This window comes from Pseudoalteromonas sp. JSTW, assembly GCF_013423925.1.
Lineage (GTDB): Bacteria > Pseudomonadota > Gammaproteobacteria > Enterobacterales > Alteromonadaceae > Pseudoalteromonas > Pseudoalteromonas lipolytica.
Genome location: NZ_CP058972.1, coordinates 350,745 through 376,428, shown reverse-complemented (window position 1 = coordinate 376,428; position 25,684 = coordinate 350,745). Strand labels below are relative to the sequence as shown.

The window sequence follows — 25,684 nt, the reverse complement described above, 5'->3', positions numbered from 1 at the left end:
ATGTCCAAAAAGCGCCTAAGGCGCTTTTTTTATGTCATTTTCCATCTCTAAATAATGCGCTATTCCTGCAATGTGATCGCTTGCATGGTGGTTAACATAAATCACGGTACTGGTTTTTGCGCTGCAAATTTTTTCGATTAATAATAAAACCCGCTGTCTGTTTGCCTCATCAAGTCCTAAACATGGCTCATCGAGAATGAGTAAGTTAGGATGCTTAACCATCGCGCGGGCAATCAACAACAGGCGTTGATCACCAAATGACAACTGAGTAAATGAACTGTTTTGTTTATCACTTAAGCCAAGTAGTGCTAGCCAATTTTTAGCTATAGTCAGCTGTTTATCACTCGCTTTTTGATAAAGGCCAATACTGTCATAAAAACCAGAAATAATCGTATTCAATGCCGAAGTACCCACACGGTAGTCCATGTGTAACGCATTAGAAATATAACCAATATGCTGCTTTATTTGCCAAATACTTTCGCCACTCCCCCGCTGATAACCAAATACCTTGATGTCGTTGTTATAACACTGTGGGTTATCGCCAGTAATGAGGTTTAATAGGCAGGTTTTACCAGAACCGTTTTTGCCGGTTAATTGCCAATGCTCGCCTTGATTAATTTGCCAATTAAGCTTTTCAAAAATAGCTTTTCCGCCAAAGCTGACCGACGCATTCGTGAGTTTAACCAGGATAGGGTCAATAAGCGGTGGCGCTTGATGGTCACTATCAGCCTCTGGTATCTCTAAATCGGTGTGTGTTAGATGCAATAGTTTAAGTAAATCATCTCGCTGTTCAGCACTTGGCTGCGCTAATTGATGAGTAACTTTACCGTCTTTTATAAACGCATAATGATCAACACAGTCTGGAATCTCAGATAAGCGATTAAGCACAAAAACCATCGTCGTTGTTTCACTTAACTTTGCTAACTGATGGTTCAATTCAGTCATCGCTGCTACATCTAAGCCATCAAAGGGCTCATCAAGTACCAATAGCTCAGGCTGACCTATTAACGCTTGGATCAGCATTAATTTACGTGTTTCACCGGTCGATAAATCACGAAACGCTTTATGTAGTTTACTTTCAAAATCAAAGGTCTCTAATAGCTGATTGAGCAGCTGATTGTCGATTTGTTGAGGACTTCGACCTGCTAAAATGAGATCGCTGACACGACTGAATGAAGACACCCCTTCAATAATATCGTCCTGATCTTTGTTTAACTCTTCTGCAAGTAATTGCTTTTGTCTATCTGGCGATACCAGCGCGACGCGCTCAAAACTATTTGTGTACTGGCCTTGTTCGATAGTAGCAAACCCAGCGATAACAGCGGCTATTGCCGACTTTCCGGCACCATTTGCACCTAGTAACACCCAGTGCTGCGATGCTGATACTGTCATGCTTAAATTGTCTACACAATATACATCATTGCCCTGCCCTTTTAGGCTGGCTTTAACATTAACCAACTGCGTTTGTTGCACTTTGAACCCTCATTCCACGTTATGTTTAGTTCGACGTTACCGCATTCAATAAAAAATTAAAAACCGTTTAAACCTTTTTTAATCACCGCTGCGACTAAGGTATAAAAGGTCATTAACAGGAACATACAATGAAAAAATTACTGGGTGTAGCAGCAGTGGGCTTAATACTGACAACCTCACAAGCAATGGCAAAAGATTCACGTGAACTCAATCACACGTTTGCGATTAATAATGCCAGTCAGCTTGATATCGATTTTCCGGTGGGCAGCTTAGAAGTACAAAGCTATGACGGCAGCGAAGTACACGTCACCATTCGTATTGAGCCAAAAAATGATAAAGGCTGGTTTGGCTCAGAGATTGACTTGTCAGGCATCGAACTGAACCACTCTCAACGCGCTAATCTATTAAGTTTGAAATTAGATAACGATGACATTCAACAAAATTGGTTAGTTAAAATGCCAAAATCAATGGCGATTGATGTTGAATTAGGTGTGGGTGACATTGAGATTAATGAACTGAGCAATTCGGTTGAGATTGAACTGGGTGTCGGTGCAGTGCGGATCGATAGTGCACTTGATGACTACAAACGCATTGAATTAGAGTCAGGTGTTGGTGATACCAAAATTCGTGGCTTAAAAAATGAGTCTAACACGCACCGTAAAGTGGTGAGCTCACAGTCAAGTTACCAAGGCAACGGTCAGTACAACATTGATGTAGAAGTCGGCGTTGGTGACATAAAAGTTAGACACTAACTCTTCATTTTAAACAACTTATCCCTGTTTGCCCTCTGTGAATAATGCGCCGAGGGCTTTTTGCACTGACTCGACTGAAATCGGCTTATACACATGCATATCGGCGCCTAAGTCATAAATTCGTTGCAAGTCCTCATTCGAGGTGTTGGCTGTTACGGCAAGTATCGGCGTTAATAGCGATTGTTCATTGCGGATAATATCTGTTGCCTTAAAACCATCCATAACTGGCATGTTTAAATCCATAAATATCACATCGTATTTTTTTTCAGCTGTCATACTTGTCGCAATTAAGCCATTACTCGCAATGTCATAACTAAAGTCAAACTGACTAATAATACGCCCTAAAATTGTGGCATTGAGAGGATTATCTTCAACTATTAAGCAATGCAGGTTTGTTGGTAGCTGCATTGGCATTTCAGATTTGGGGGCATTTTCGAGATCCAAATGAATAACGACTTTAACCCCATGAGGCTGAACGTTTTGAAACTCAATCTTGCCATTCAGTGCTTTTACAATATGCATAACCCGTAACAGGCCTGTTTTTAAGCCCTGAAAATGCTGTTCGCTATCATGCTCAAAGTCAAGCAGCTCAGCAGGAGGATGCTCAAAACCGGTGCCATTATCTTGCACTTCCAGAATTACCTGTTTGTGACCTTTGCAAATCGCATTCACGGCAATTCGACCTTGTTTAGGGGTGAACTTAACCGCATTATTGATAAGCTCAGAAAGCACTTGTTGTAGCCTTGCGTGATCAGTCACCACGTCTTTGTCTAATGCCTCAGACATATTCACACTGAGCGTAATATTTTTATCGTTACACGCGTACTTATAAGGCGCAATAGCTTGATTCAAGGTGGTTAGTAAGTTGCTTGAATGTGGCTTTAGCTGCCAGTCGCCTGATGATAGCTGTTGTAAATCGAGTAGCTCATCGAGCATAGCTACCAAACGGTTAACGCAGTATATGGCTTGTTGCTTCGTCAGTTGTTGATTATCGCTAATATCAAGCGCTTCTATCGACGAGGTAAGACCTTGCAAGGGGGTTCTGAACTCATGACTTGTTCGCGCAATAAACCGCTCTTTATTTTTATTAACCCGCTCTGCATACTCTTTTTGTTGTTGGTATTTCTGAATGGTATTTGCAATCAGCTTTTCCATTGGTTTAAAAATAAAAATAAGCTCTATGATTAACAACACAATAGCAGCAAGCCAAAACACCACCTCAAGTACCGAGATAATCGTGACTTTATACACCGATTCTTGCTCGAGTAATTTTACCGCTTGATCTAACTTAGTTAGCAGCGCCTCTAATTGTTCGCTCACAAAAATAGAACTGTCTATATTGCTGGAGTTAGTGCGACTATTTAATAACTGCTGAGCCTGACTTATGTAGCGCTTAACATGCGCATCAAGTTGGTTTGGAGGAGAAAAGTAATGCGCTTCGAGTGCAGAGTTTAAATGAATAAATTCGCCATTTTCTTGTTCAAGTAAAAACTGATGTCCTGACACAAATTGTTCTACAGCCTGCTGTAACAACCTACGATGTTGCTCTTTTAGACGCTCTGAATCCTGATAGATCAAGGCATTTCCATGCAGCGCTATTTTTTGTGAAAGCATCCGCTGCTTACCGGCAATGTTGATCACCTTCGCATCCCCTTTTTGCACATAAAAAAGAGTCTGCATTAGGGCAGCAGAGATGGTTATCAAAATAGCAATGGCTGATAACCCCCACCGATATCGTTGTCGGATATCCTTAACTAGCTTCAACATGTATTACTCATTTATTTTTAAGCATAATTGTAGTTCACATTTCACAATAAAGCCCACTCTAGGTGTAATGCAGATCAGTTAAGGAAAAACCAATAAAATAAAGGGTTACAGCGATGATTTATAAAAATCTTACTGAAGCCCTTTTGCTATATGGTCTTTAGCTAATTTTGTCCCCACCTGCTTTAAGCAGCTTTAACTGAATAATATTCACATATTTATTCAAAAAACTGCTTAACTGACTGGCATTACACTCTAGGTGGGCTTTAAACTATCGGTTAACACTATCAATTACTTTATCTATTTTCGAGCCGATTATAATCAAATAGCCCAAACTCAACACCGCGATATTGCTTGGCAACGTGGTGCAAAATATCACTGTATTGCCAAAACTGCGGGTGCGTTCGACGAATGGAAAACTCACTTTTCAAGTCTCTGTACGCTGCTTCATCAGTGACTTTAGCAAGGCCTGATGCGAACGCATTAACTTGCTCAGTATTGTGTAAGTACCAAATCGCTTCAGGGTAGTCACCAATAAAACCAGGCACAATCGTCACAGTATCTTCATCATAGGCACGCTGACCTTCTTCGTTCAATAAGCTCGAAATATTATAATGAGCATTATGGTGAATAATGGTATATGCCTTATGCGCATCCGCCCCCTCTTTCACTAACACAAATGAAATTTGTGGCAATAAGTTAATCGCTTTTACCGGTAACTCATTAATCTGCGAGAGAGGCTCTGGTACTTGCGTGTAATCATAACGCGTACTCAATATAGGCTTTAACTTTGCTTTAAGGATGTTGAATAATTCCGCCTGTGGGTCTGTGGTTTTATATTCAATGCCCGATGGCTGACTAAAGGACAGTTCATCTTCAAAAAAGCTCGTGAGACTTGGCGGTGATTTACGATACCATTGGGCTTTGATTTCTTCTCGTTTGTTCTCTGGTAGTAACGCTAAGTAATTGCCCTCACCCTCTAAGCGTAAAAAGTCCATGTATAAACGCGTTAATAATTGATGGCCTATATTGCCATACACATCAAAGCCAGCCACCAGCAAGTAGTGAATGCGCTCAAACAAAGCATAATCAAGCACCCATGCTGTTTTAGGCTGTTGGCCTATCCAGCCTTTAACCACGGTTGCACTATCAAAATGACGAAAAACGGTGAGTGCCGCATTTTGATTATGACCATCGCCACGCCACAGTAAATCGGTGGTTAAGTGCTGGCCATTAGCGAACATTTTGTTGGCCAAAGCCACTTTAGCAGAGAGATACTTATTTTGACTCTTTGAGTATTTCACCCAGCTTGAAATAGGCAGTGCGTTACTTTCTTCTTCAGCGGGCAATGCCAGTGCATCTTCATGCTGTAATAACAGTTCACCCACCTTAGGGGTTGCTGCCATTTCAGGTTTTGCAAAGGCAACCCAAAATTGATCGTTAATAACATTAAGGGCTATTTGACCACGACATACAGGGCCTTTAATAAACCCCATAATGATCAGTTCAGCTTCATCAAGCATAAACTGATAACGAGAATTTACCGGGATGGCCGCAAATGCTTTAAATGGATTTGAAGCAACATCCGGTTTATAGCTTGGCAGCTTATCAACCTGATACTCTGTTTCGATGAATTGAGCGTGCAAACGCGCAAGTTTTTCATCATTAAGAGCAAGCGGCAGGTGTGTTTTTGCCAAAATAGTTGAACGGTCATGCATCAAACGATAATAAACCCGAGATACCTTGGGATCTTCGTAAGGACGACGCGTACTAATCACTTTAACGTCTTGGCCCGGTGGGGTTGATGAGCGAACGAGTTTAAAGTAGCTGTGTTTATCTCCCTGTTCGGGGAAATAAATATGGGCTAAATACCAGTGCTCATAAATATACCGAGCTGCAAGTTGATGCTTTAAACCCTCTTGGTTTAAAAACGCTTCCCAGCGCTCAACTTGTTTAAGTACGTTTTTTTCTGGCGGCTCAATATGTGCCAGATAGCCCCCTTGCTTTAACCATTTTGCTAAACGCTGAAATTCTTCACTTGAAATACCCGGCAAACCATATGGCATCCCACTGTGCGGGTTGTCCTTTGCAAACGCATCGAACTCATTCATGGTTGTACATGTTTGCTCACGATCGAGACTAAAATCAAACTCATCACCTAAGATTGCTTGTGTCGGAAGCGGGCTACTTTGTTTAAGCACTAACGCATTGTAAAGGACACTGGCAGCCAAATTCGCCTCTTCAGTTTGCACACGCTCATTAAGCACCGGTGTAAAACCTTTTTCTCGCCACTCAGTGGTATCGAGTGCGTCAAACAGCAATCGGCTAGGCTCTTGGGCCAGCAAGCGCGTTCCATCGTAAACACGTTCTTTACTGAGGCCTCTGTCGATGCCCTCAACCGAGGATAACTTCAATTGACACGGCGCATCATAACAGCCATGACACACCACACAGCGACTATCAAGCACTGGCTTTACATCTGCCAGAAACTCAGCACCTTGTGGGGTTGATGCTGCAACAACACGCTGTTGAGGTTGCTCTTTACCAAATAGCTCATCATAGTGCGCTGCCCCTAAATAAGCGCAACCACTTAATAAGATTAAGCCAAATAGTGTCGTGAAGGTTTTTTTCATCCTTCTTCCTCGCTATCCTCTAGGTCATCACCTAAGTCAAAGGTTGGCATCATATCGACTTGAGGCGATACAAAACTGCTGTCGCCCTCAGCGCTGAGCATTGCACTTAATAGTGGCCCACGAACAAGGGTTAGCTGAGCATGGTGCTCACCCTTTATCAGTGACTGATATTGTTCAGCCAATGCTTCGAGTCGATAATCAGTTAAGGCAATAGCCACACTACTATCAACAGCAGGATTCTGGCAAAGCTGGGTAAGTAGATTTTCATCTAACGTGACGTGTAAAAGTAAATCAGGCGACTCAATGTCACGACTATTGAGATGCTCATCGAAATAAAAAAGGGGAAGGGTTAAATCGCTATTTTGCTCTAGTTCCATGTGCTGTTCTCTACATCAATATGGCTGTCATTGTAGAAGTATAGCAAACAAAAAGAGCAAAAATTAGCGAAAGTTATCAGCAGTTAACCGCTTTTTTATTGCTAACTGCTTTACTGTTAATGACTTATTTTCTCACTCTTTACCAAGGTAAAGTTTCACCATTTGAGTGCCAAAAACCACCACTATTATCAAGGTTTAGCTCATCGATGCGCTTTATTAAACGTTCAGCGGCTGTCTCTGGGCTGATATCTCCTGCAAAATTTACCATCTCTGTTTGTACAAACCCGGGATGAAATAGCCCAACGGCTATCTGCTTATCTTTAAGCTCATGAGCCAAACTCACTCCCGCAGCATTGAGTGCGGCTTTTGACATACGATAGCCTATATAACCTCCCGAACCGTTATCAGCGATTGAGCCCATTCGTGATGTAATCATCGCTACTTTGGCATCAATCCCTAAGTTTTGTAATAACGCGTGAGTAATACGAACAGGCGCGATGGCATTCACACTTATTTGCTTTTCAATTGCAGAAAAATCCATCTCATCGAGGGTTTCGTTATGAAAAATACCCGCGTTGTTGATCAAAATATCTATTTTGTCGGCATGAAGATGATTGGCAAGTGTTGTTACATCGTCTGGATTAGCGACATCAATATCACTGATTATTTTCACATCGAGCGCTTTTAGCTCTTCACTTGGCGTGCGAACAACCGCCGTAACACGGTTTCCTAGTGCTAAATAGTGCTTACAGAAATTAAGACCAATACCTTTATTAGCTCCCGTTACAACCACATGTTTTGTCATTCGTCTGCTCCTTCGTTAGCGTATACCCTATACCTTGGGACTGATAACAAAAAACCAAGGGCTGGTGCTTATTGAACTGTGTACTTTAAATGATAAATCGCACAGCCAAAGACGTGCTGTAAGGGTGTGCCGCTTTAATACATTCAGCGGCAACGTTTAGCAAGGCATGTTAATGATGGTGCTGATGCTCACTTTGCAATTGATTACCTTGCGCATCATAAAAACCAGTCGCGCCATGCTCTACAAACCCTAAATTAATCATCTTGGCTAAAAAGGGGTCGCTTTCATTGTCACCAATGTCGGCATAATCTGTCGTTTGAAAGTTATCCCACTTGGCAAATTGTGCTGTTACCGCGTCTTTATTGTGCTCAACCGTGGTTAAAGCAACTGTGCGACTATAAGAAGGCGATGAAATACGCATTTCTTTAACCAGCTGCTGATTAGCAAGCCACGTTAACTCTATTTTTGTCTCTGCTTGCTGGTATTGATAATGCTCAGTCAGCTCACAACCTTCGCCTGCACTATTTTTTAAAGTCATTTTTTCGAGCAGTGCATTACTTACCAACTGATATTTGGCACTCCAATCCTGTTCGCCCTGAACCTCAGAAGGCTGATATTCAATACCACGCTGTGCGTGTTGAAAGTAACGGATTGGTCGCATTTGCTGATTACGTAACTGTTGCCACAACTCGATAAATTGTGGGTTTTGCTTAGCCACTTGATGAGGCGTACGCCAAAGCGTAAAGGCGTTGTCTGTGTGCTGTTTGTTAGCAACAGCATCGGTTGTAACTGTATAGTTTGCTTTCGCATAACCGGTGTTTGTATCGCACTGACCTGCAACAGCAAGTGGGCTAAGTAATGAAGCAATTAATATCGCAGCTTTCACGGGAGTCTCTTTTATTTTAAAGGTGTTGTATTCGATGTAAGGAGAGCCCCTAAGGGCTCTCTGCTAACATTTATTGGGCTAATTTAGCATCAGCTTGTTTCACAAGGTCAGCGGCATAATCCATCACATGGAAAATAAGGCTTTGCTCATTCGTACCAGTAACTAAATGGGCTCCTGGGCCTACTGCATACACACCAACATCTTCTGCTGCATGTGTTTCAGAGCTAAGCGGTACCACCGCTTCTTGATGGAAACCCGGTGTAGTTGTATCAACATCGGTGAGATCAACACGCCCAGTCACGGGTGCAAAGTTATAGCCCGCATCCGCATCAGTTTCATCACCTAAGTCACGAAAGCCACCGCCATTAGTGTATCCTACAGTAGTGTATGGCATATTATCCGCTGCGAGTGATGGCTCATCACTCCCCACAGGCACGACTTTACCTAAAATTGGGTTACCACGTTTTGGATAACCCGCAATCGTGAACACATGGCTGTGGTCAGCCGTAACAATGATCAAAGTATCTTCAATGCTGGTTTTATCCAATGCAACTTGAACAGCCTTTGAAAGCTCAACCGTATCACTTAATGCGTTGTACGCATTGCCCGCATGGTGAGCATGGTCAATACGACCCGCTTCAACGGTTAAGAAGAAACCTTTGTCATTGTTATCAAGCACGTCAATTGCTTTTGCGGTCATTTCAGATAATGAAGGCTCACCAGCAATATCGTTAGCGCGATCGGCTTCATACTGCATATGTGATTCATTGAATAAACCAAATAAACGCTCAGTTGTGTCTGCATTCACAGCATTAAAACTTGCTTGGTCCATAACATATTGACCCGCTGGGTATTTCGCTTTCCACTCAGCAGTTAGGTCGCGACCATCCGTACGGTCACCTTCAACACTGCTTAAAGCGTCCGCAGAGTTAAACGCGGCATCTTTAGGTAAGAAGTGACGACGACCACCGCCCAACACGACTTCTAAGCCATCAACATCTAATCCCGCATAACGTGCTTCAAGGTTTGCTTCGAAGTTAACGAGTTGCGAGGCGATATCTTCACATCCCGCAGCGACAGCCGCTTCTGGCATATCAGATACATCTTCCCAGTTACGGTCAGCCGATTTTGCATAGGTGGCAGCAGGTGTGGCGTGTGTAATTCGCGCTGTTGATACAATCCCGGTCGATTTTCCTGCAATTTCAGCAAGCTCTGTTGCTGTTACCAGCTCATTACCCGCAACCGTCGCACAGTTACCACGTTCGATATCTTCATCAACGCCGATAACACCGGCATCTGTTTTAACACCAGATGCCATTGCTGTCATCGTACCCGCAGAATCCGGCGTTTGTGCGTCAACGTTGTATGTTTTTGCAAAACCAGAAAACGGCATCGCTTCAAAACTCAGTTGATGCTCTTCGCCCAACTTGCCTTCAAGCTGACCCGCCATAATGCGTGCCGCTGTCACGGTAGAAATCCCCATACCGTCACCCACAAATAGAATGACGTTTTTCGCTTTCCCTGACTCTTTAGCAACCGCAGCGATGCTCTCTTCGCTTGCCGCCATCTTAACTTTTGCGGCCTTAAACCAATCATTGCTCGTCAGTGGCGCAAGCTGCTGTGCGGTCAGTGATGTGGCTGGGTCATTACACGCAACCGTTGTCTCTGTGATTTCTGCTGAATCTAGCTCACCATTGCGGTTTGTATCTTCACCCGATACGGTTTCTGTACCACCATTCACACACTGCTCAGACCCGACAGCTAAGGTGTTTTCAACTGTGATTGTTTCAATTGGGCCTTTGTCATCATCATCAGAACAACCCGCTAATGCCACTACTACAGCAAGAGAAATTAAATTTAGTTTTTTCATTGTCATCGCCATTATTCTTCAATTAGTTCTAGAGCTTGATTTATGATGTGGAAAATTACATTTTGCTCCACAACGCCTTGCGCTAACTGCGCACCTGGACCTTTTGCATGCAATGAAATGTCTTCGCCCGCATGCGTCTCAGAACTTAATGGCACAGTGGCTTCTTGGTGGTAACCTGGGGTCGTTGTATCAACACCCGTTAAGTCAACACGGCCAGCAAATGCAGCGTCGTTATATGACGCATCTGCATCAGTCTCATCGCCTAAATCACGAAAGCCTAAACCATTTGCATACCCGACTGTTGTATACGGCATACCGTCTGCAGCTAGAGTCGGCGCTTCTTTACCAACGGCAACCACTTGACCCAGTATTGGATTACCGCGTTTTGGGTAACCCGCAATGGTAAATACATGACTGTGATCTGCGGTGACTAAAATAAGCGTTTCTTCTGGGTTAGTGTTTTCAACAGCCGCTTGCACTGCTTTTGCAAATTCAACGGTGTCGTTTAATGCGTTGTAAGCATTTCCCGCATGGTGAGCATGGTCAATACGTCCTGACTCAACCGTTAAGAAAAATCCTTTATCATTATTTTTAAGAATGTCGATAGCTTTAGAGGTCATTTGTGATAATGAAGGCTCGCCCGCAATATCGTTACTACGGTCTGCTTCATACTGCATGTGTGACTCATTAAATAGTGCAAACACGCGTTTTGTATCTGCATTTAGTGAATCGAAACCAGCTTGATCCGTGACATACTGACCCTCTGGGTAGAGTGTTTTCCATTCTGCAGTTAGGTCTCGCTCGTCTGTGCGGTCCCCTTCGACTTCACTAACAGCATCAGCTGAATTGAATGCCGCATCTTTCGGTAAAAAGTGACGACGACCACCGCCCATCACAACCTCTAAACCATCCACGTCAGTACCGACAAAACGTGCTTCTAAATTCTTCTCAAAGTTAACAAGTTGAGATGCAATATCTTCACAACCAGCTTCAACGGCATCAGCCGGCATATCAGAAATATCTTCCCAGTTACGATCCGCCGATTTTGCATAAGTTGCAGCAGGTGTCGCGTGTGTGATTCGTGCCGTTGATATTACCCCCGTTGCTAGGCCTTTAATTTCAGCCAGTTCAGTCGCGGTAATTAATTCATTGCCAGCAACTGTCGCACACTTGCCACGCTCAATATTTTCATTAACACCAATCACGCCAACGTCAGTCTTAACTCCTGAGATAATAGCCGTCATCGTCCCCGCTGAATCAGGTGTTTGTGCATCCACGTTGTAAGTCTTAATTTGCGCAGAGTAAGGGAACTCTTCAAAACTTAAAAAACCTTCTTCGCCAGACTTACCGCCCATTTGACCTGCCATGATGCGTGATGCAGTGAGTGTCGACACCCCCATACCATCACCCACAAATAAGATCACATTCTTCGCTTTAAATGCCTGTTCTGACTGAGCTACCTGTTCTTTCTTGATTAATTTAGCTTCAGCGGCACTGTACCACTCATTTTGTTTTTGACTATCTGGTAACACACCGGCATTCGCCGTCGCTGACAATGCCAACGTAAAGCCAATTGCTGAGGCAATTTTATTCATTTTCATCGTTACGTTCCGTTAGTACGTTATTTTAAGAATTGTATGCGACTAATTAAGCTGCACATGGATAATTAGCGAGCTTATGGTAGGAAGTATTTATGACTGAATAAGTGACTTTTAATGACGAAAATATTAAACAACTGATTAACAGCCAAAAGAAAGAAGCACTGTTTTAAGGTGGTTAATAATGGCGAGAAGCGAGAAGCGAGAAGCGAGAAGCGAGAAGCGAGAAGCGAGAAGCGAGAAGCGAGAAGCGAGAAGCGAGAAGCGAGAAGCGAGAAGCGAGAAGCGAGAAGCGAGAACAAAATAAAGCCACGTTAACCTCAAGCAAACTTTTTGATGTTTAATCACACCAGTAAGTAACCCCCGCTCGGTAACTGACTTCTAATATCTAACTTCTAATATCTAACTTCTAATATCTAACTTCTAATATCTAGCTTCTAATATCTAATACCATTCCGCAAAAATACTTAATCATTTTGAGTGATTAAACCAGTCGCTACCTACGTTAAAAATTTCTGATTTAGAACAACTAAATAACTAAATTTTTGCCTTGTTATCAACGCGGTTTTATTGCCTCAAAATAGACCACTTAATTAAGCGGAATGGTATAATATCTATTTTCTCATCCATAAAAAAACCCGAGACTAAGCTCGGGTTTTTCTTGAATGCTTAATGCATCACTATAGTTGATTACTCAACGATAGTTGCAACAACACCAGCACCAACTGTACGGCCACCTTCACGGATAGCGAAGCGTAAACCTTCGTCCATCGCGATTGGAGCGATTAGCTCTACAGTCATCTTGATGTTATCACCAGGCATTACCATTTCAACGCCGTCTGGTAACTGTACGTCACCTGTTACGTCAGTTGTACGGAAGTAGAACTGTGGACGGTAACCTTTGAAGAATGGAGTATGACGGCCACCTTCATCTTTAGAAAGTACGTATACTTCTGAAGTGAATTTAGTGTGTGGCTTGATTGAACCAGGCTTACAAAGTACTTGACCACGCTCAACGTCTTCACGCTTAGTACCACGTAGAAGTGCACCGATGTTCTCACCCGCACGACCTTCGTCTAGAAGCTTACGGAACATTTCAACACCCGTACATGTTGTCTTCGTAGTTTCTTTGATACCTACGATTTCAACTTCGTCATTCACGTTGATGATACCAGCTTCAACACGGCCAGTTACAACTGTACCACGACCTTGGATTGAGAATACGTCTTCGATAGGCATGATGAATGGCTTATCGATGTCACGCTCTGGCTCTGGGATGTATGAATCTAGCGCTTCAGCTAGTTCAATGATTTTCGCTTCCCATTGCTCTTCGCCTTCTAGGGCTTTAAGTGCTGAACCTTGGATTAGAGGTAAGTCGTCACCTGGGAAATCGTACTCAGAAAGAAGTTCACGAACTTCCATCTCTACTAGCTCAAGTAGCTCTTCGTCATCAACCATGTCACATTTGTTCATGAATACGATGATGTAAGGTACGCCAACCTGACGAGAAAGTAGGATGTGCTCACGTGTTTGTGGCATAGGACCGTCAGTTGCAGCAACTACTAGGATTGCGCCGTCCATTTGAGCAGCACCAGTGATCATGTTTTTAACATAATCGGCGTGTCCTGGACAGTCTACGTGTGCGTAGTGACGAGTTGGTGTATCGTACTCAACGTGTGAAGTTGAGATTGTGATACCACGCTCACGCTCTTCTGGAGCGTTATCGATTGATGCGAAGTCTTTAGCTGTACCACCGTATACTTTTGCAAGTACGTTAGTGATTGCTGCAGTTAGGGTAGTTTTACCGTGGTCAACGTGGCCGATTGTACCAACGTTTACGTGCGGTTTTACGCGTTCAAACTTTTCTTTTGCCATCTTAAAAAATTCCTATAAAGAAATTAACGCCTGACCCACTATTGGGCCAGACAAGCTAAATCATATAACAGCGCGAGCTGCAATTATTGCATCTGCAACATTCTTAGCGGCTTCTGCATACTTTAAAAACTCCATAGAGTAAGATGCACGGCCTTGTGTTGCAGATCGCAGATCAGTTGCATAACCAAACATTTCAGAAAGTGGCACTTGTGCATTAATTTGCTTAAGACCACCGAATGCTTCTTCCATGCCTTCGATCATGCCGCGGCGACGGTTTAAGTCACCAACTACATCACCCATGTTTGCTTCAGGAGTGATAACTTCAACCTTCATTACTGGTTCTAGAAGAGCAGGGTTTGCTTCAAGCGCCCCTTTCTTCATCGCCATTGAACCTGCAATTTTAAATGCCATCTCATTCGAGTCTACATCATGGAATGAACCATCATATAAAGTCGCTTTAACGCCAAGTAATGGGTAGCCTGCCAGCACACCTTGAGCCATTTGCTCTTGGATGCCTTTATCTACCGCAGGGATGTATTCTTTTGGAACGGCACCACCAACGACTTCGTTAACGAATTCGTAAATTGGGGCGTCGTTGTCCGAAATATCCATCGGTTCAAGTTTAAGCCAGACGTGACCATATTGACCACGACCACCTGATTGACGTACGAACTTCCCTTCAACTTCAACAGTTGAACGGATAGCTTCACGGTATGCAACCTGCGGCTTACCAACGTTACATTCAACACTGAATTCACGTTTCATACGGTCGACAATGATATCAAGGTGAAGTTCACCCATACCAGAAATAATAGTCTGGCCTGATTCTTCGTCAGTTTGTACTCTGAAAGATGGATCTTCTGCTGCTAGTTTACCTAGTGCAATACCCATCTTATCTTGGTCAGCGATTGTGCGAGGCTCAACCGCAACAGAGATAACTGGCTCTGGGAACTCCATACGCTCAAGCGTAATAATAGAGTTCGGATCACACAGTGTTTCACCTGTTGTTACGTCTTTAAGACCAATAGCCGCTGCGATGTCGCCTGCATAGACTACTTTGATCTCTTCACGTGAGTTTGAATGCATCTGAACGATACGACCAAGTCGCTCACGCTTACTTTTAACTGGATTGTATACCGCGTCACCCTGTTTAACAGTACCAGAGTAAACACGGAAGAAGGTCAAGGTGCCAACGAACGGGTCTGTCGCAATCTTAAAAGCAAGTGCGGCAAACGGTGCGTTGTCATCAGCAGGACGCTCTTCCTCAGTACCATCTTCAATGATACCTTGGATTTGTTTCACTTGTGTTGGCGCAGGCATATATTCAATAACAGCATCAAGCACAGCTTGAACACCTTTATTTTTAAATGCGCTACCACACGTCATGGGAACAATTTCGTTTGCTAATGTACGCTGACGTAACGCTGATTTAATTTCAGCTTCGGTCAGGTCTTCACCTTCTAGATATTTATCCATTAGCTCTTCTGACGCTTCAGCAGCGCTTTCAACTAAGTGAGAGCGCCATTCTTCTGCAAGCTCAAGAAGGTCTGCCGGAATGGCCTCATAAGAGAAAGTCATGCCTTGATCTTCGGCATTCCAGTTAATGGCTTTCATCTTAATGAGGTCAATAACACCTTTAAAATCGTCTTCAGCACCAATTGGTAGCTGAATTGGAACAGGCGTTGCTCCAAGACGAGATTTCACCTGGCTAACAACCGATAAGAAGTCAGCGCCAGTGCGATCCATTTTATTTACGAAGATCATACGAGGAACTTCATATTTGTTCGCTTGACGCCAAACTGTCTCAGTTTGCGGCTGTACACCTGATGAAGCACAAAGAACAACTACCGCACCATCAAGTACACGTAAAGAACGCTCTACTTCGATAGTGAAATCTACGTGTCCTGGAGTATCAATAATATTGATACGATGGTCGTCAAATTGCGCGTCCATCCCTTTCCAGAAACACGTTGTTGCAGCAGAAGTGATTGTGATACCACGCTCTTGTTCCTGCTCCATCCAATCCATAGTTGCAGCGCCATCATGTACTTCACCAATCTTATGAGAAAGACCGGTGTAGAACAGAACACGTTCTGTTGTGGTGGTTTTACCTGCATCTACGTGAGCGCAAATACCTATATTACGATAGCGCTCAAGTGGAGTTGTACGTGCCATAAAATCCTCTTAAAGGTTAAGGGCAGATTACCAACGGTAATGAGCGAATGCTTTATTCGCTTCAGCCATACGGTGAACGTCTTCACGTTTCTTAACCGCAGTGCCTTTGTTGTCAGCAGCGTCAACGATTTCTTGAGCTAAACGTAAGCCCATAGATTTTTCGCCACGCTTACGTGCAGCGTCTACTAACCAACGCATACCTAATGCGTTGCGACGTACTGGACGTACTTCAACTGGTACTTGGTACGTTGAACCACCAACACGGCGAGATTTAACCTCTACCTGTGGGCGAACGTTATCAAGTGCAGCTTCAAAGATTTCTAGGTGCGACTTGCCTGATTTCTCAGCAGCCACGTCTAACGCACCATAAACGATTTTTTCAGCAGTAGATTTCTTGCCGTCTAACATTACTACGTTAACGAATTTAGCAAGAAGTTCCGATCCGAACTTAGGATCTGGAAGAATTTTACGTTGACCTATTACGCGTCTTCTAGGCATTTTGTATCTCCGGTATCTTCAGGTTTGCTCTTTTAGAGTCAATACCCAAAACAATTAATTTAAAAATTTAGTGCTTGGCCTTACTAACGGAGAACCATTAGCCCTTAGGGCGTTTAGCACCGTATTTAGAACGAGCTTGACGACGGTCGCTTACGCCTGCACAGTCAAGTGCACCACGAACAGTGTGGAAACGCACACCTGGTAAGTCTTTAACACGACCACCACGGATTAGGATTACACTGTGCTCTTGTAGGTTGTGGCCTTCACCACCAATGTAAGATGTTACTTCGAAACCGTTTGTTAAACGTACACGCGCTACTTTACGTAATGCAGAGTTTGGTTTCTTAGGTGTAGTTGTATATACGCGAGTACATACACCACGCTTTTGCGGACACGCTTTAAGCGCAGCTGAGTTACTTTTAGTAACCTTGCTACGACGTGGCTTACGCACTAGCTGGTTAATAGTTGCCATTTAAATAGCTCCTGAAATTAAAATTACTACTGAAAAAATAAAAAAATCCGCCCTGTTTACATGCTCGTTACAAAACGTGCAGGCAAATGGGTGGCGGAATTTTAATGAGCAAAGTTTAACCTGTCAACCTTAACTCATCGCAAGGCAGCAGATAACTGCCTCGCGACTACTTAATCTATTGATTAAGTTGAGATTATTGGTTTCCAGAGATATCAGCATTAAGTGCGTCAGTTAATGCTTGAGTTGCCTCTTCAGCGCTAACAGTCTGCTCTTCGATGATTTCACCTTGCTTACGACGGTTCAAACGGTCTTGGTGATACGCAAAGCCAGTACCGGCTGGGATCAGACGACCCACGATTACGTTCTCTTTCAGACCACGAAGCTCATCGCTCTTACCATTTACAGCGGCTTCAGTAAGGACACGTGTTGTCTCCTGGAACGAGGCTGCTGAAATGAAAGATTCTGTTGCAAGTGACGCTTTAGTGATACCCATTAACTGGATTTCAAATTTAGCTGGGATCTTGCCTTGCTTTTCAAGGTCGCGGTTCGCGATATTAACGCGTGCCACTTCAACTTGTTCACCGGCTAAGAACTCAGTGTCACCGCCGTCAAGAATGATACATTTACGTAGCATCTGACGAATAATTGTCTCAATGTGCTTGTCATTGATCTTAACGCCCTGCAAGCGGTAAACCTCTTGCACTTCGTTAACGATATAGTTTGCAACATGAGTTACACCACGTAGGCGTAAGATGTCATGTGGTGATTCTGGACCATCGGCGATAACCTCACCTTTAGACACTTGCTCACCTTCGAACACGTTAAGTTGACGCCATTTAGGAATCATCTCTTCGTATGCGTCACCCTCTGCTGGCGTGATTACAAGACGCTTCTTACCTTTCGTTTCTTTACCGAAGCTAATCGTACCGGTGATTTCTGCAAGAATTGCAGGATCTTTCGGCTTACGTGCTTCAAATAAGTCAGCTACGCGAGGTAGACCACCCGTGATATCACGAGTCTTCGAACCTTCTTGCGGAATACGTGCAAGTACGTCACCTGGGTTTGCTGTCGCGCCGTCTGTTACTTCAATCGTTGTGAATGAAGGAAGACGTGTTTCTTGCAGACCACGCTCATCGCTTTCGATGATTAGTTTAGGTTCTTTCGCATTTACTTTACCTAAGTCTTTAACAACCACACGTGTTAAACCAGTTAACTCATCTGTTTGTGCTTCGGTATTTGAGTCATCAATATCGCTGAACGAGATTTTTGACTTATGCTCAAGAACGATTGGGTGACTATGCGGATCCCAAGTCGCAACGATATCGTTACCTTGAACTTCCGAATTATCTTGTACTGTTAACACGGCACCGTAAGGTACTTTATAACGCTCTTTCTCACGACCAAAGCTATCGATGATAGTGATCTCTGTTGAACGAGACGTGATAACAATCTTACCGTCTGTGTTTAATACGTACTTCGCATTGTGTAACTTCAATGTACCGTTAGTTTTAACTTGTACACTGTTCTCAGCAGACGCTCGAGATGCCGCACCACCGATGTGGAAGGTACGCATTGTAAGCTGTGTACCCGGCTCACCGATTGATTGTGCCGCGATAACACCTACTGACTCACCTGGATTGATGATGTGGCCACGCGCAAGGTCACGACCGTAACACTTAGCACATACACCAAAGTCATTATCACAGGTGATAACTGAACGAACGCGTACTTCATCCACTGAGTGCTCTTCTAAAAGGTCACACAGTTTTTCGTCAAGCATAATGTTACGCTCAACAAGTACTTCGTTAGTACCAGGAATAACAACATCTTCAGCAACAACACGACCAAGTACACGTTCGCGAAGTGCTTCTACAACGTCACCACCTTCAATAAGCGGTTTCATTGTTAAGCCATCTTCTGTGCCACAATCGTCTTCGTTGATTACTAAGTCTTGTGCAACGTCTACTAGACGACGCGTTAAGTAACCCGAGTTTGCTGTTTTAAGTGCTGTATCGGCAAGACCTTTACGCGCACCGTGCGTTGAGATGAAGTACTGTAGTACGTTTAGACCTTCACGGAAGTTCGCCGTGATTGGTGTCTCGATGATTGAACCATCTGGACGTGCCATTAGACCACGCATACCCGCTAACTGACGGATCTGAGCGGCGCTACCACGTGCACCAGAGTCGGCCATCATAAACACTGAGTTGAATGAAGATTGCTCTTCTTCTTCACCTTTCGCGTTGATTACCGTGTCTTTTGATAAGTTCGCCATCATCTCACGTGATAAGTTTTCATTTACACGTGACCAGATATCGATAACTTTATTGTACTTTTCACCAGCCGTTACAAGACCTGATTGGAATTGTTGGTTGATTTCAGTTACTTCAGCTTCCGCTGATTCAATGATTTCTGCTTTAACCGGTGGGATAACTAAGTCATCAATACCGATTGAAACACCTGACTTCATTGCGTAGTGGAAACCGGTGTACATTACTTGGTCAGCAAAGATAACAGTATCTTTAAGACCTAGACGACGGTAACACTCGTTTAATAAGCCAGAAATCTGTTTCTTACCTAGGGCTTGGTTGATTAGCTCAAACGGCATGCCTTTAGGTAGGATAAGTGAAAGAATCGCACGACCTACTGTTGTTTCAACAATAGTAACGTAATCAACTGCTTCACCTTCTTCATTCTTAATTGTCTCGCTGATACGTACTTTTACGCGCGCATGTAGCTCAGCGTTGCCGCTGCGGTATGCTTTTTCAGCTTCTTTAGGATCTTTAAATACTGCACCTTCGCCTTTCGCATTAATGCGATCACGCGTCATGTAGTAAAGACCTAATACAACGTCCTGTGAAGGAACGATGATTGGCTCACCATTCGCTGGAGACAGAATGTTGTTTGTAGACATCATTAGAGCACGTGCTTCTAACTGTGCTTCAAGCGTTAACGGTACGTGTACCGCCATTTGGTCACCATCGAAGTCAGCGTTGTACGCCGCACATACTAATGGGTGTAAATGAATCGCTTTACCTTCAATTAGCACAGGTTCGAACGCTTGGATACCCAAACGGTGAAGTGTTGGTGCACGGTTAAGTAACACTGGATGTTCACGAATTACTTCGTCTAATACATCCCATACTTCTGCTACTTCACGCTCAACCATCTTCTTCGCTGCTTTGATAGTCGTAGCCATGCCGCGACGCTCAAGTTTGCCGTAGATAAATGGTTTAAACAGCTCAAGTGCCATCTTCTTAGGAAGACCACACTGGTGTAGTTTAAGCGTAGGACCTACTGTGATTACAGAACGACCAGAGTAATCTACACGTTTACCAAGTAAGTTCTGACGGAAACGACCTTGCTTACCTTTGATCATATCAGCAAGCGATTTAAGAGGACGTTTATTAGAACCTGTAATCGCACGACCGCGACGACCGTTATCAAGTAGCGCATCAACCGCTTCTTGTAACATACGTTTTTCGTTGCGTACGATAATATCTGGTGCCGCTAAATCTAATAGACGCTTAAGACGGTTATTACGGTTAATAACACGACGGTAAAGGTCATTTAGATCAGATGTCGCAAAACGACCACCGTCTAGTGGTACTAATGGACGTAGATCAGGTGGCAATACTGGAAGTACTGTCATGATCATCCACTCAGGGTTGTTACCTGATTGGTGGAACGATTCCATTAATTTAAGACGTTTAGTGATCTTCTTACGCTTCGTTTCAGAGTTAATTGTTGGTAACTCTTCACGCATTTCAGCAATTAATTGGCCAAGATCAAGTTCACGAAGCAAGTCTAATACTGCTTCTGCACCCATCTTCGCTTCAAACTCATCGCCGTGCTCTTCTAGCGCATCTAGGTACTCTTCTTCACCTAAAAGCTGACCACGCTCAAGCGTTGTCATACCCGGCTCAGTTACCACGAATGATTCGAAGTAAAGTACGCGCTCGATGTCACGAAGTGTCATGTCTAGCATTAAGCCGATACGTGACGGTAATGATTTTAAGAACCAAATATGCGCAACTGGGCTAGCAAGCTCAATATGACCCATACGGTCACGACGCACTTTGGTCAGCGTTACTTCAACGCCACACTTTTCACAAATAACACCACGGTGCTTAAGGCGCTTATATTTACCACATAAACACTCATAATCTTTCACTGGGCCGAAGATACGGGCACAGAATAAGCCGTCGCGCTCAGGCTTGAAAGTACGGTAGTTGATTGTCTCAGGTTTCTTTACTTCACCGTATGACCATGAACGAACCATATCTGGCGAAGCAAGACCAATGCGAATTGCATCGAATTCTTCGGTCTTATTTTGTTGCTTCAGAAACTTAAGTAAGTCTTTCACCTTAGCTCTCCTGTCGGAGGTTAATCTTGAGGGCGAATAACTCGCCCCTACATTCTATTCGGCCTAACAGGTGCGGCTTATGCCGCACCTAAATGGCTTAATTTTCTTCCAACTCGATGTTGATACCCAGTGAGCGGATTTCTTTCAACAATACGTTGAACGATTCTGGCATACCTGGTTCCATCTTATGGTTACCATCTACGATGTTCTTATACATCTTAGTACGACCGTTCACGTCATCCGATTTCACTGTTAGCATTTCTTGTAGTGTATATGCAGCACCGTAAGCTTCTAGTGCCCACACCTCCATCTCACCGAAACGCTGGCCACCGAACTGCGCTTTACCACCCAGCGGCTGCTGAGTAACAAGGCTGTAAGAACCAGTTGAACGCGCGTGCATCTTGTCATCAACCAAGTGGTTAAGTTTCAGCATGTACATGTAACCAACGGTTACTTGACGTTCAAACTGATCGCCAGTACGGCCATCATAAAGTGTAACTTGACCGCTTCTTGGATAACCACCAAGCTCTAGTAAGTCTTTGATTTCGCTTTCACGAGCACCATCAAAGGCTGGAGTTGCGATCGGTAAACCACCTTTCAAGTTTTCAGCTAAGCGACGAACTTCATCATCAGAGAATGAGTCGATATCGACTTTCTGACGACAATCACCTAAATCGTAAACTTTCTTAACAAAGCTACGGATTTCGTGCAGTTCACGCTGCTCTTTCATCATTTCTTCAATGCGCTCACCCACACCACGTGCAGCAAGACCCATGTGTGTTTCTAGGATCTGACCGATGTTCATACGTGATGGTACACCTAGCGGGTTCAGAACGATGTCTACCGTACGACCTTTGTCATCGTATGGCATATCTTCTACTGGTACGATAGTCGAGATAACACCTTTGTTACCGTGACGACCCGCCATCTTATCACCCGGTTGGATACGACGTTTAACAGCTAGGTATACTTTAACAATTTTAAGTACGCCTGGTGCTAAGTCATCACCCTGAGTGATCTTACGACGTTTGTTTTCAAACTTCTTATCGTATTCAGCTTTAAGCTCATCGTACTGGGCAGCTAGTTGCTCAAGCTCTGATTGCTTGTCTTCTTGAGCAAGGCTTTGAGTAAGCAGCTTTTCAGCATTAAGTGATGCAATTGTGTCTGCGTTCAGACCAGCGTCAACAAGTAGCTTACGAGCACGGTCTAATACACCGGCTTCTAAGATACGGAACTCTTCGTTGAAGTCTTTCTTCGCTTCGCGAAGCTGCATGTCTTCAACTTCTAACGCACGCTTATCTTTTTCAACACCGTCACGGGTGAAAACTTGTACGTCGATTACGGTACCTGTTACAGAGTTTGGTACACGTAAAGAGCTGTCTTTAACGTCTGACGCTTTCTCACCGAAGATCGCACGTAGTAGCTTTTCTTCTGGTGTTAATTGCGTTTCGCCTTTCGGAGTCACTTTACCTACTAGGATATCGCCGCCTTTTACTTCAGCACCGATATAAACAACGCCTGATTCATCAAGCTTGCCTAGTGCAGATTCACCTACGTTAGGGATATCTGCTGTGATCTCTTCAGGACCTAATTTAGTATCACGTGCGATACATTGTAGTTCTTGAATGTGGATAGTCGTTAGACGATCTTCTTGAACTACGCGCTCTGATAGTAGGATTGAATCCTCGAAGTTATAACCATTCCATGGCATGAATGCCACGCGAAGGTTTTGACCTAGTGCTAAGTCACCTAAGTCAGTCGAAGGACCATCTGCTAACACATCGCCACGTGTAACCGGCTCACCAACCATACACGTTGGTTTTTGGTTAATACATGTATTCTGGTTTGAGCGTGTGTATTTAGTAAGGTTGTAGATATCGATGCCCGCTTCACCTGGAACGCGCTCATCTTCATTTACATTTACAACGATGCGGCTTGCATCGGCATACATTACTTCACCACCACGCTTAGCAACGATCGTTACACCAGAATCTTTTGCTAGTGTAAGCTCGATACCTGTACCTACCAGCGGCTTGTCCGCGATAAGTGTCGGTACTGCTTGACGTTGCATGTTTGAACCCATCAATGCACGGTTCGCATCATCGTGTTCTAGGAACGGGATAAGCGCGGCCGCTACAGAGATCACCTGTTGTGGTGATACGTCCATATATTGTTGGTCCATTTTGCCCATAAAGGTTGATTCACCTTTGTGACGGCATGGAATTAGTTCATCAACAAACTCATTGTCATCGTTCAAGTTTGAGTTCGCCTGAGCGATTACAAACTGACCTTCTTCAATGGCTGATAGGTAATCAACTTCATCAGTTACAACACCGTTTACCACTTTACGGTAAGGTGTTTCTAAGAAACCATAGTCGTTTGTACGTGCGTACGTAGACAATGAGTTAATTAGACCGATGTTTGGACCCTCAGGTGTTTCGATTGGACATACACGACCATAGTGGGTTACGTGAACGTCTCGCACCTCGAAGCCAGCACGTTCACGTGTTAAACCACCCGGGCCTAATGCAGAAATACGACGCTTATGCGTTACTTCTGAAAGCGGGTTATTTTGGTCCATGAACTGTGATAACTGAGACGAACCGAAGAACTCTTTAACCGCTGCCGAAATTGGCTTAGCGTTAATAAGATCTTGTGGCATTACCGCATCAAGGTCACCTAAGCTTAAACGCTCACGTACTGCACGTTCTACACGTACTAGACCAACACGGAATTGATTCTCAGCCATTTCGCCAACGCTACGGATACGACGGTTGCCTAAGTGGTCGATATCATCAACATCGCCAACACCGTTACGAATAGCGATAAGCACTTTCATAACAGCTACGATGTCTTCTTTCGATAATGTGCCAGGGCCTGTATCAGTGTCATAACCTACACGGCTATTGAACTTCATACGACCAACTGTTGATAAATCATAACGCTCTTCAGAGAAGAACAAGTTATCAAATAAGGCTTCAGCCGCGTCTTTCGTCGGTGGCTCGCCTGGGCGCATCATGCGATAAATTTCTACTAATGCTTCTAAACGGTTGCTTGTTGTGTCGATACGAAGGGTATCTGACATGTAGGCGCCGCTGTCAACTTCATTGATATATAACGTATCAATCTTAGTGTGACCTGCTTTAACCAACTCAGCCATTAGCTCAAGTGATAGCTCGTCATTCGCGTTAGCGATGATCTCACCCGTTGACTCATCAACGTAGTTTTTAGCTACAACACGACCAATGATGTACTCATGCGGTACTTCTAATTGGTTAATACCTTTTTTCTCGATGTTCTTGATGTGACGCGCAGTAATACGACGACCCGCTTCAACAAGGACTTCACCGTCATCGCCTTTGATATCAAAAGCGGCAGTTTCACCACGTAAACGTGAAGGCACAAGTTCCATAAGAACTTTACCGTCAGTTACTTCAAACGCAGTAGTATCGAAGAAGATATCTAAGATTTCTTCTGTAGAGAACTCTAGTGCACGTAAGATAATTGACGCCGGTAATTTACGACGACGGTCAATACGTACATATAGGTTATCTTTTGCATCAAACTCGAAGTCTAACCATGAACCACGGTAAGGAATTACACGCGCGTTATAAAGTACTTTACCTGACGAGTGAGTTTTACCGCGGTCGTTATCAAAGAATACACCAGGGCTACGGTGTAGCTGAGAAACGATAACACGCTCTGTACCATTGATTACAAAGGTACCGGTATCAGTCATGAGCGGAATTTCGCCCATGTAAACTTCTTGCTCTTTAATGTCTTTAACTGTGCCTGGTGCTTCTTTGTCCATCACCACAAGACGCAATTTTACGCGAAGTGGAGCAGAATAAGTCACACCGCGAATTTGACATTCTTTTACATCGAATACTGGCTCACCAATACGATAACTTACGTATTGAAGCTCAGAATTTCCCGAGTAGCTTTTGATCGGAAACACAGAACGGAAAGCAGCTTCCAAACCGTGATCGCCATCAGCGTCAGGGACTAAGAATTTTTTAAACGATTCTAACTGCGTCGACAGTAAGAAAGGTATATCCAAAACTTGTGGACGTTTACCAAAATCCTTACGGATACGTTTCTTTTCAGAATAAGAGTAAGCCATGGGGTTCCTCAGCTTGC

The 25,684-nt window shown here is 43.8% G+C and carries 15 protein-coding genes; 1 reads left to right on the top strand and 14 read right to left on the bottom strand.

The window, feature by feature from the left end; genetic code table 11:
- Positions 1-15: 15 nt before the first annotated feature.
- On the bottom strand, positions 16-1,473 hold the full coding sequence (gene modF / locus GZH31_RS01775) for a molybdate ABC transporter ATP-binding protein ModF (RefSeq protein ID WP_257473669.1): 1,458 nt from the start codon (positions 1,471-1,473) through the stop codon (positions 16-18).
- Between the two features lie 128 nt (positions 1,474-1,601).
- On the opposite strand from modF, the gene GZH31_RS01770 reads away from it, so the two are divergent.
- Positions 1,602-2,225, top strand: a complete 624-nt coding sequence (locus GZH31_RS01770) for a DUF4097 family beta strand repeat-containing protein (RefSeq protein WP_118843947.1) — start codon at positions 1,602-1,604, stop codon at positions 2,223-2,225.
- A gap of 18 nt (positions 2,226-2,243) precedes the next feature.
- Here the strand turns inward: GZH31_RS01770 and GZH31_RS01765 are convergent, their stop codons facing one another.
- The 13 genes from GZH31_RS01765 to rpoB all read right to left on the bottom strand — a co-directional run bounded on the left by GZH31_RS01765 (position 2,244) and on the right by rpoB (position 25,667).
- Positions 2,244-3,992: a response regulator gene (locus GZH31_RS01765; RefSeq protein WP_118843946.1), complete on the bottom strand. Its 1,749-nt coding sequence runs from the start codon at positions 3,990-3,992 to the stop codon at positions 2,244-2,246.
- 293 nt (positions 3,993-4,285) lie between these two features.
- Positions 4,286-6,622 carry a fatty acid cis/trans isomerase gene (locus tag GZH31_RS01760; RefSeq protein ID WP_036971537.1) on the bottom strand — a complete coding sequence of 779 codons (2,337 nt, stop codon included), beginning with the start codon at positions 6,620-6,622 and terminating at the stop codon, positions 4,286-4,288.
- Complete coding sequence (locus GZH31_RS01755) at positions 6,619-6,999, bottom strand: hypothetical protein (protein WP_036971539.1); 381 nt, start codon at positions 6,997-6,999, stop codon at positions 6,619-6,621. Before GZH31_RS01755 ends, GZH31_RS01760 begins: the two co-directional genes overlap by 4 nt.
- Positions 7,000-7,138: 139 nt before the next feature.
- Positions 7,139-7,804 (bottom strand): SDR family oxidoreductase, encoded by a 666-nt coding sequence (locus tag GZH31_RS01750; RefSeq protein WP_180311327.1) that lies wholly within the window; start codon positions 7,802-7,804, stop codon positions 7,139-7,141.
- A 169-nt stretch (positions 7,805-7,973) separates the two neighbouring features.
- Positions 7,974-8,690 carry a hypothetical protein gene (locus tag GZH31_RS01745; protein ID WP_065978254.1) on the bottom strand — a complete coding sequence of 239 codons (717 nt, stop codon included), beginning with the start codon at positions 8,688-8,690 and terminating at the stop codon, positions 7,974-7,976.
- A 70-nt stretch (positions 8,691-8,760) separates the two neighbouring features.
- Positions 8,761-10,560 carry an alkaline phosphatase gene (locus tag GZH31_RS01740; protein WP_180311326.1) on the bottom strand — a complete coding sequence of 600 codons (1,800 nt, stop codon included), beginning with the start codon at positions 10,558-10,560 and terminating at the stop codon, positions 8,761-8,763.
- Between the two features lie 11 nt (positions 10,561-10,571).
- Positions 10,572-12,161, bottom strand: a complete 1,590-nt coding sequence (locus tag GZH31_RS01735; protein WP_118843943.1) for an alkaline phosphatase — start codon at positions 12,159-12,161, stop codon at positions 10,572-10,574.
- Positions 12,162-12,848: 687 nt separating this feature from the next.
- The gene (gene tuf, locus GZH31_RS01730) at positions 12,849-14,033 is read right to left on the bottom strand and encodes an elongation factor Tu (protein WP_036971551.1); all 1,185 of its coding nucleotides are present in this window, start codon (positions 14,031-14,033) and stop codon (positions 12,849-12,851) included.
- Between the two features lie 60 nt (positions 14,034-14,093).
- Entirely contained in the window at positions 14,094-16,208 is a 2,115-nt protein-coding gene (gene fusA / locus GZH31_RS01725; RefSeq protein WP_180311325.1) for an elongation factor G, read from the bottom strand.
- A gap of 27 nt (positions 16,209-16,235) precedes the next feature.
- Complete coding sequence (gene rpsG, locus GZH31_RS01720) at positions 16,236-16,706, bottom strand: 30S ribosomal protein S7 (protein WP_036971557.1); 471 nt, start codon at positions 16,704-16,706, stop codon at positions 16,236-16,238.
- Between the two features lie 97 nt (positions 16,707-16,803).
- Positions 16,804-17,178 carry a 30S ribosomal protein S12 gene (gene rpsL / locus GZH31_RS01715; RefSeq protein WP_002958885.1) on the bottom strand — a complete coding sequence of 125 codons (375 nt, stop codon included), beginning with the start codon at positions 17,176-17,178 and terminating at the stop codon, positions 16,804-16,806.
- A 193-nt stretch (positions 17,179-17,371) separates the two neighbouring features.
- On the bottom strand, positions 17,372-21,544 hold the full coding sequence (gene rpoC, locus GZH31_RS01710; protein WP_036971561.1) for a DNA-directed RNA polymerase subunit beta': 4,173 nt from the start codon (positions 21,542-21,544) through the stop codon (positions 17,372-17,374).
- A 97-nt stretch (positions 21,545-21,641) separates the two neighbouring features.
- Positions 21,642-25,667 (bottom strand): DNA-directed RNA polymerase subunit beta, encoded by a 4,026-nt coding sequence (gene rpoB, locus GZH31_RS01705; RefSeq protein WP_036971565.1) that lies wholly within the window; start codon positions 25,665-25,667, stop codon positions 21,642-21,644.
- Positions 25,668-25,684 lie beyond the last annotated feature (17 nt).

Excerpts from the sequence above, each read along its gene's own strand:
- rpsG (WP_036971557.1), bottom strand. The coding sequence starts at position 16,706 with ATGCCTAGAAGACGCGTAATAGGTCAACGTAAAATTCTTCCAGATCCT.
- GZH31_RS01750 (WP_180311327.1), bottom strand. The coding sequence starts at position 7,804 with ATGACAAAACATGTGGTTGTAACGGGAGCTAATAAAGGTATTGGTCTT.
- GZH31_RS01760 (WP_036971537.1), bottom strand. The coding sequence starts at position 6,622 with ATGAAAAAAACCTTCACGACACTATTTGGCTTAATCTTATTAAGTGGT.
- rpsL (WP_002958885.1), bottom strand. The coding sequence starts at position 17,178 with ATGGCAACTATTAACCAGCTAGTGCGTAAGCCACGTCGTAGCAAGGTT.
- rpoB (WP_036971565.1), bottom strand. The coding sequence starts at position 25,667 with ATGGCTTACTCTTATTCTGAAAAGAAACGTATCCGTAAGGATTTTGGT.
- GZH31_RS01765 (WP_118843946.1), bottom strand. The coding sequence starts at position 3,992 with ATGTTGAAGCTAGTTAAGGATATCCGACAACGATATCGGTGGGGGTTA.
- GZH31_RS01740 (WP_180311326.1), bottom strand. The coding sequence starts at position 10,560 with ATGAAAAAACTAAATTTAATTTCTCTTGCTGTAGTAGTGGCATTAGCG.
- fusA (WP_180311325.1), bottom strand. The coding sequence starts at position 16,208 with ATGGCACGTACAACTCCACTTGAGCGCTATCGTAATATAGGTATTTGC.
- GZH31_RS01770 (WP_118843947.1), top strand. The coding sequence starts at position 1,602 with ATGAAAAAATTACTGGGTGTAGCAGCAGTGGGCTTAATACTGACAACC.
- GZH31_RS01735 (WP_118843943.1), bottom strand. The coding sequence starts at position 12,161 with ATGAAAATGAATAAAATTGCCTCAGCAATTGGCTTTACGTTGGCATTG.
- GZH31_RS01755 (WP_036971539.1), bottom strand. The coding sequence starts at position 6,999 with ATGGAACTAGAGCAAAATAGCGATTTAACCCTTCCCCTTTTTTATTTC.
- tuf (WP_036971551.1), bottom strand. The coding sequence starts at position 14,033 with ATGGCAAAAGAAAAGTTTGAACGCGTAAAACCGCACGTAAACGTTGGT.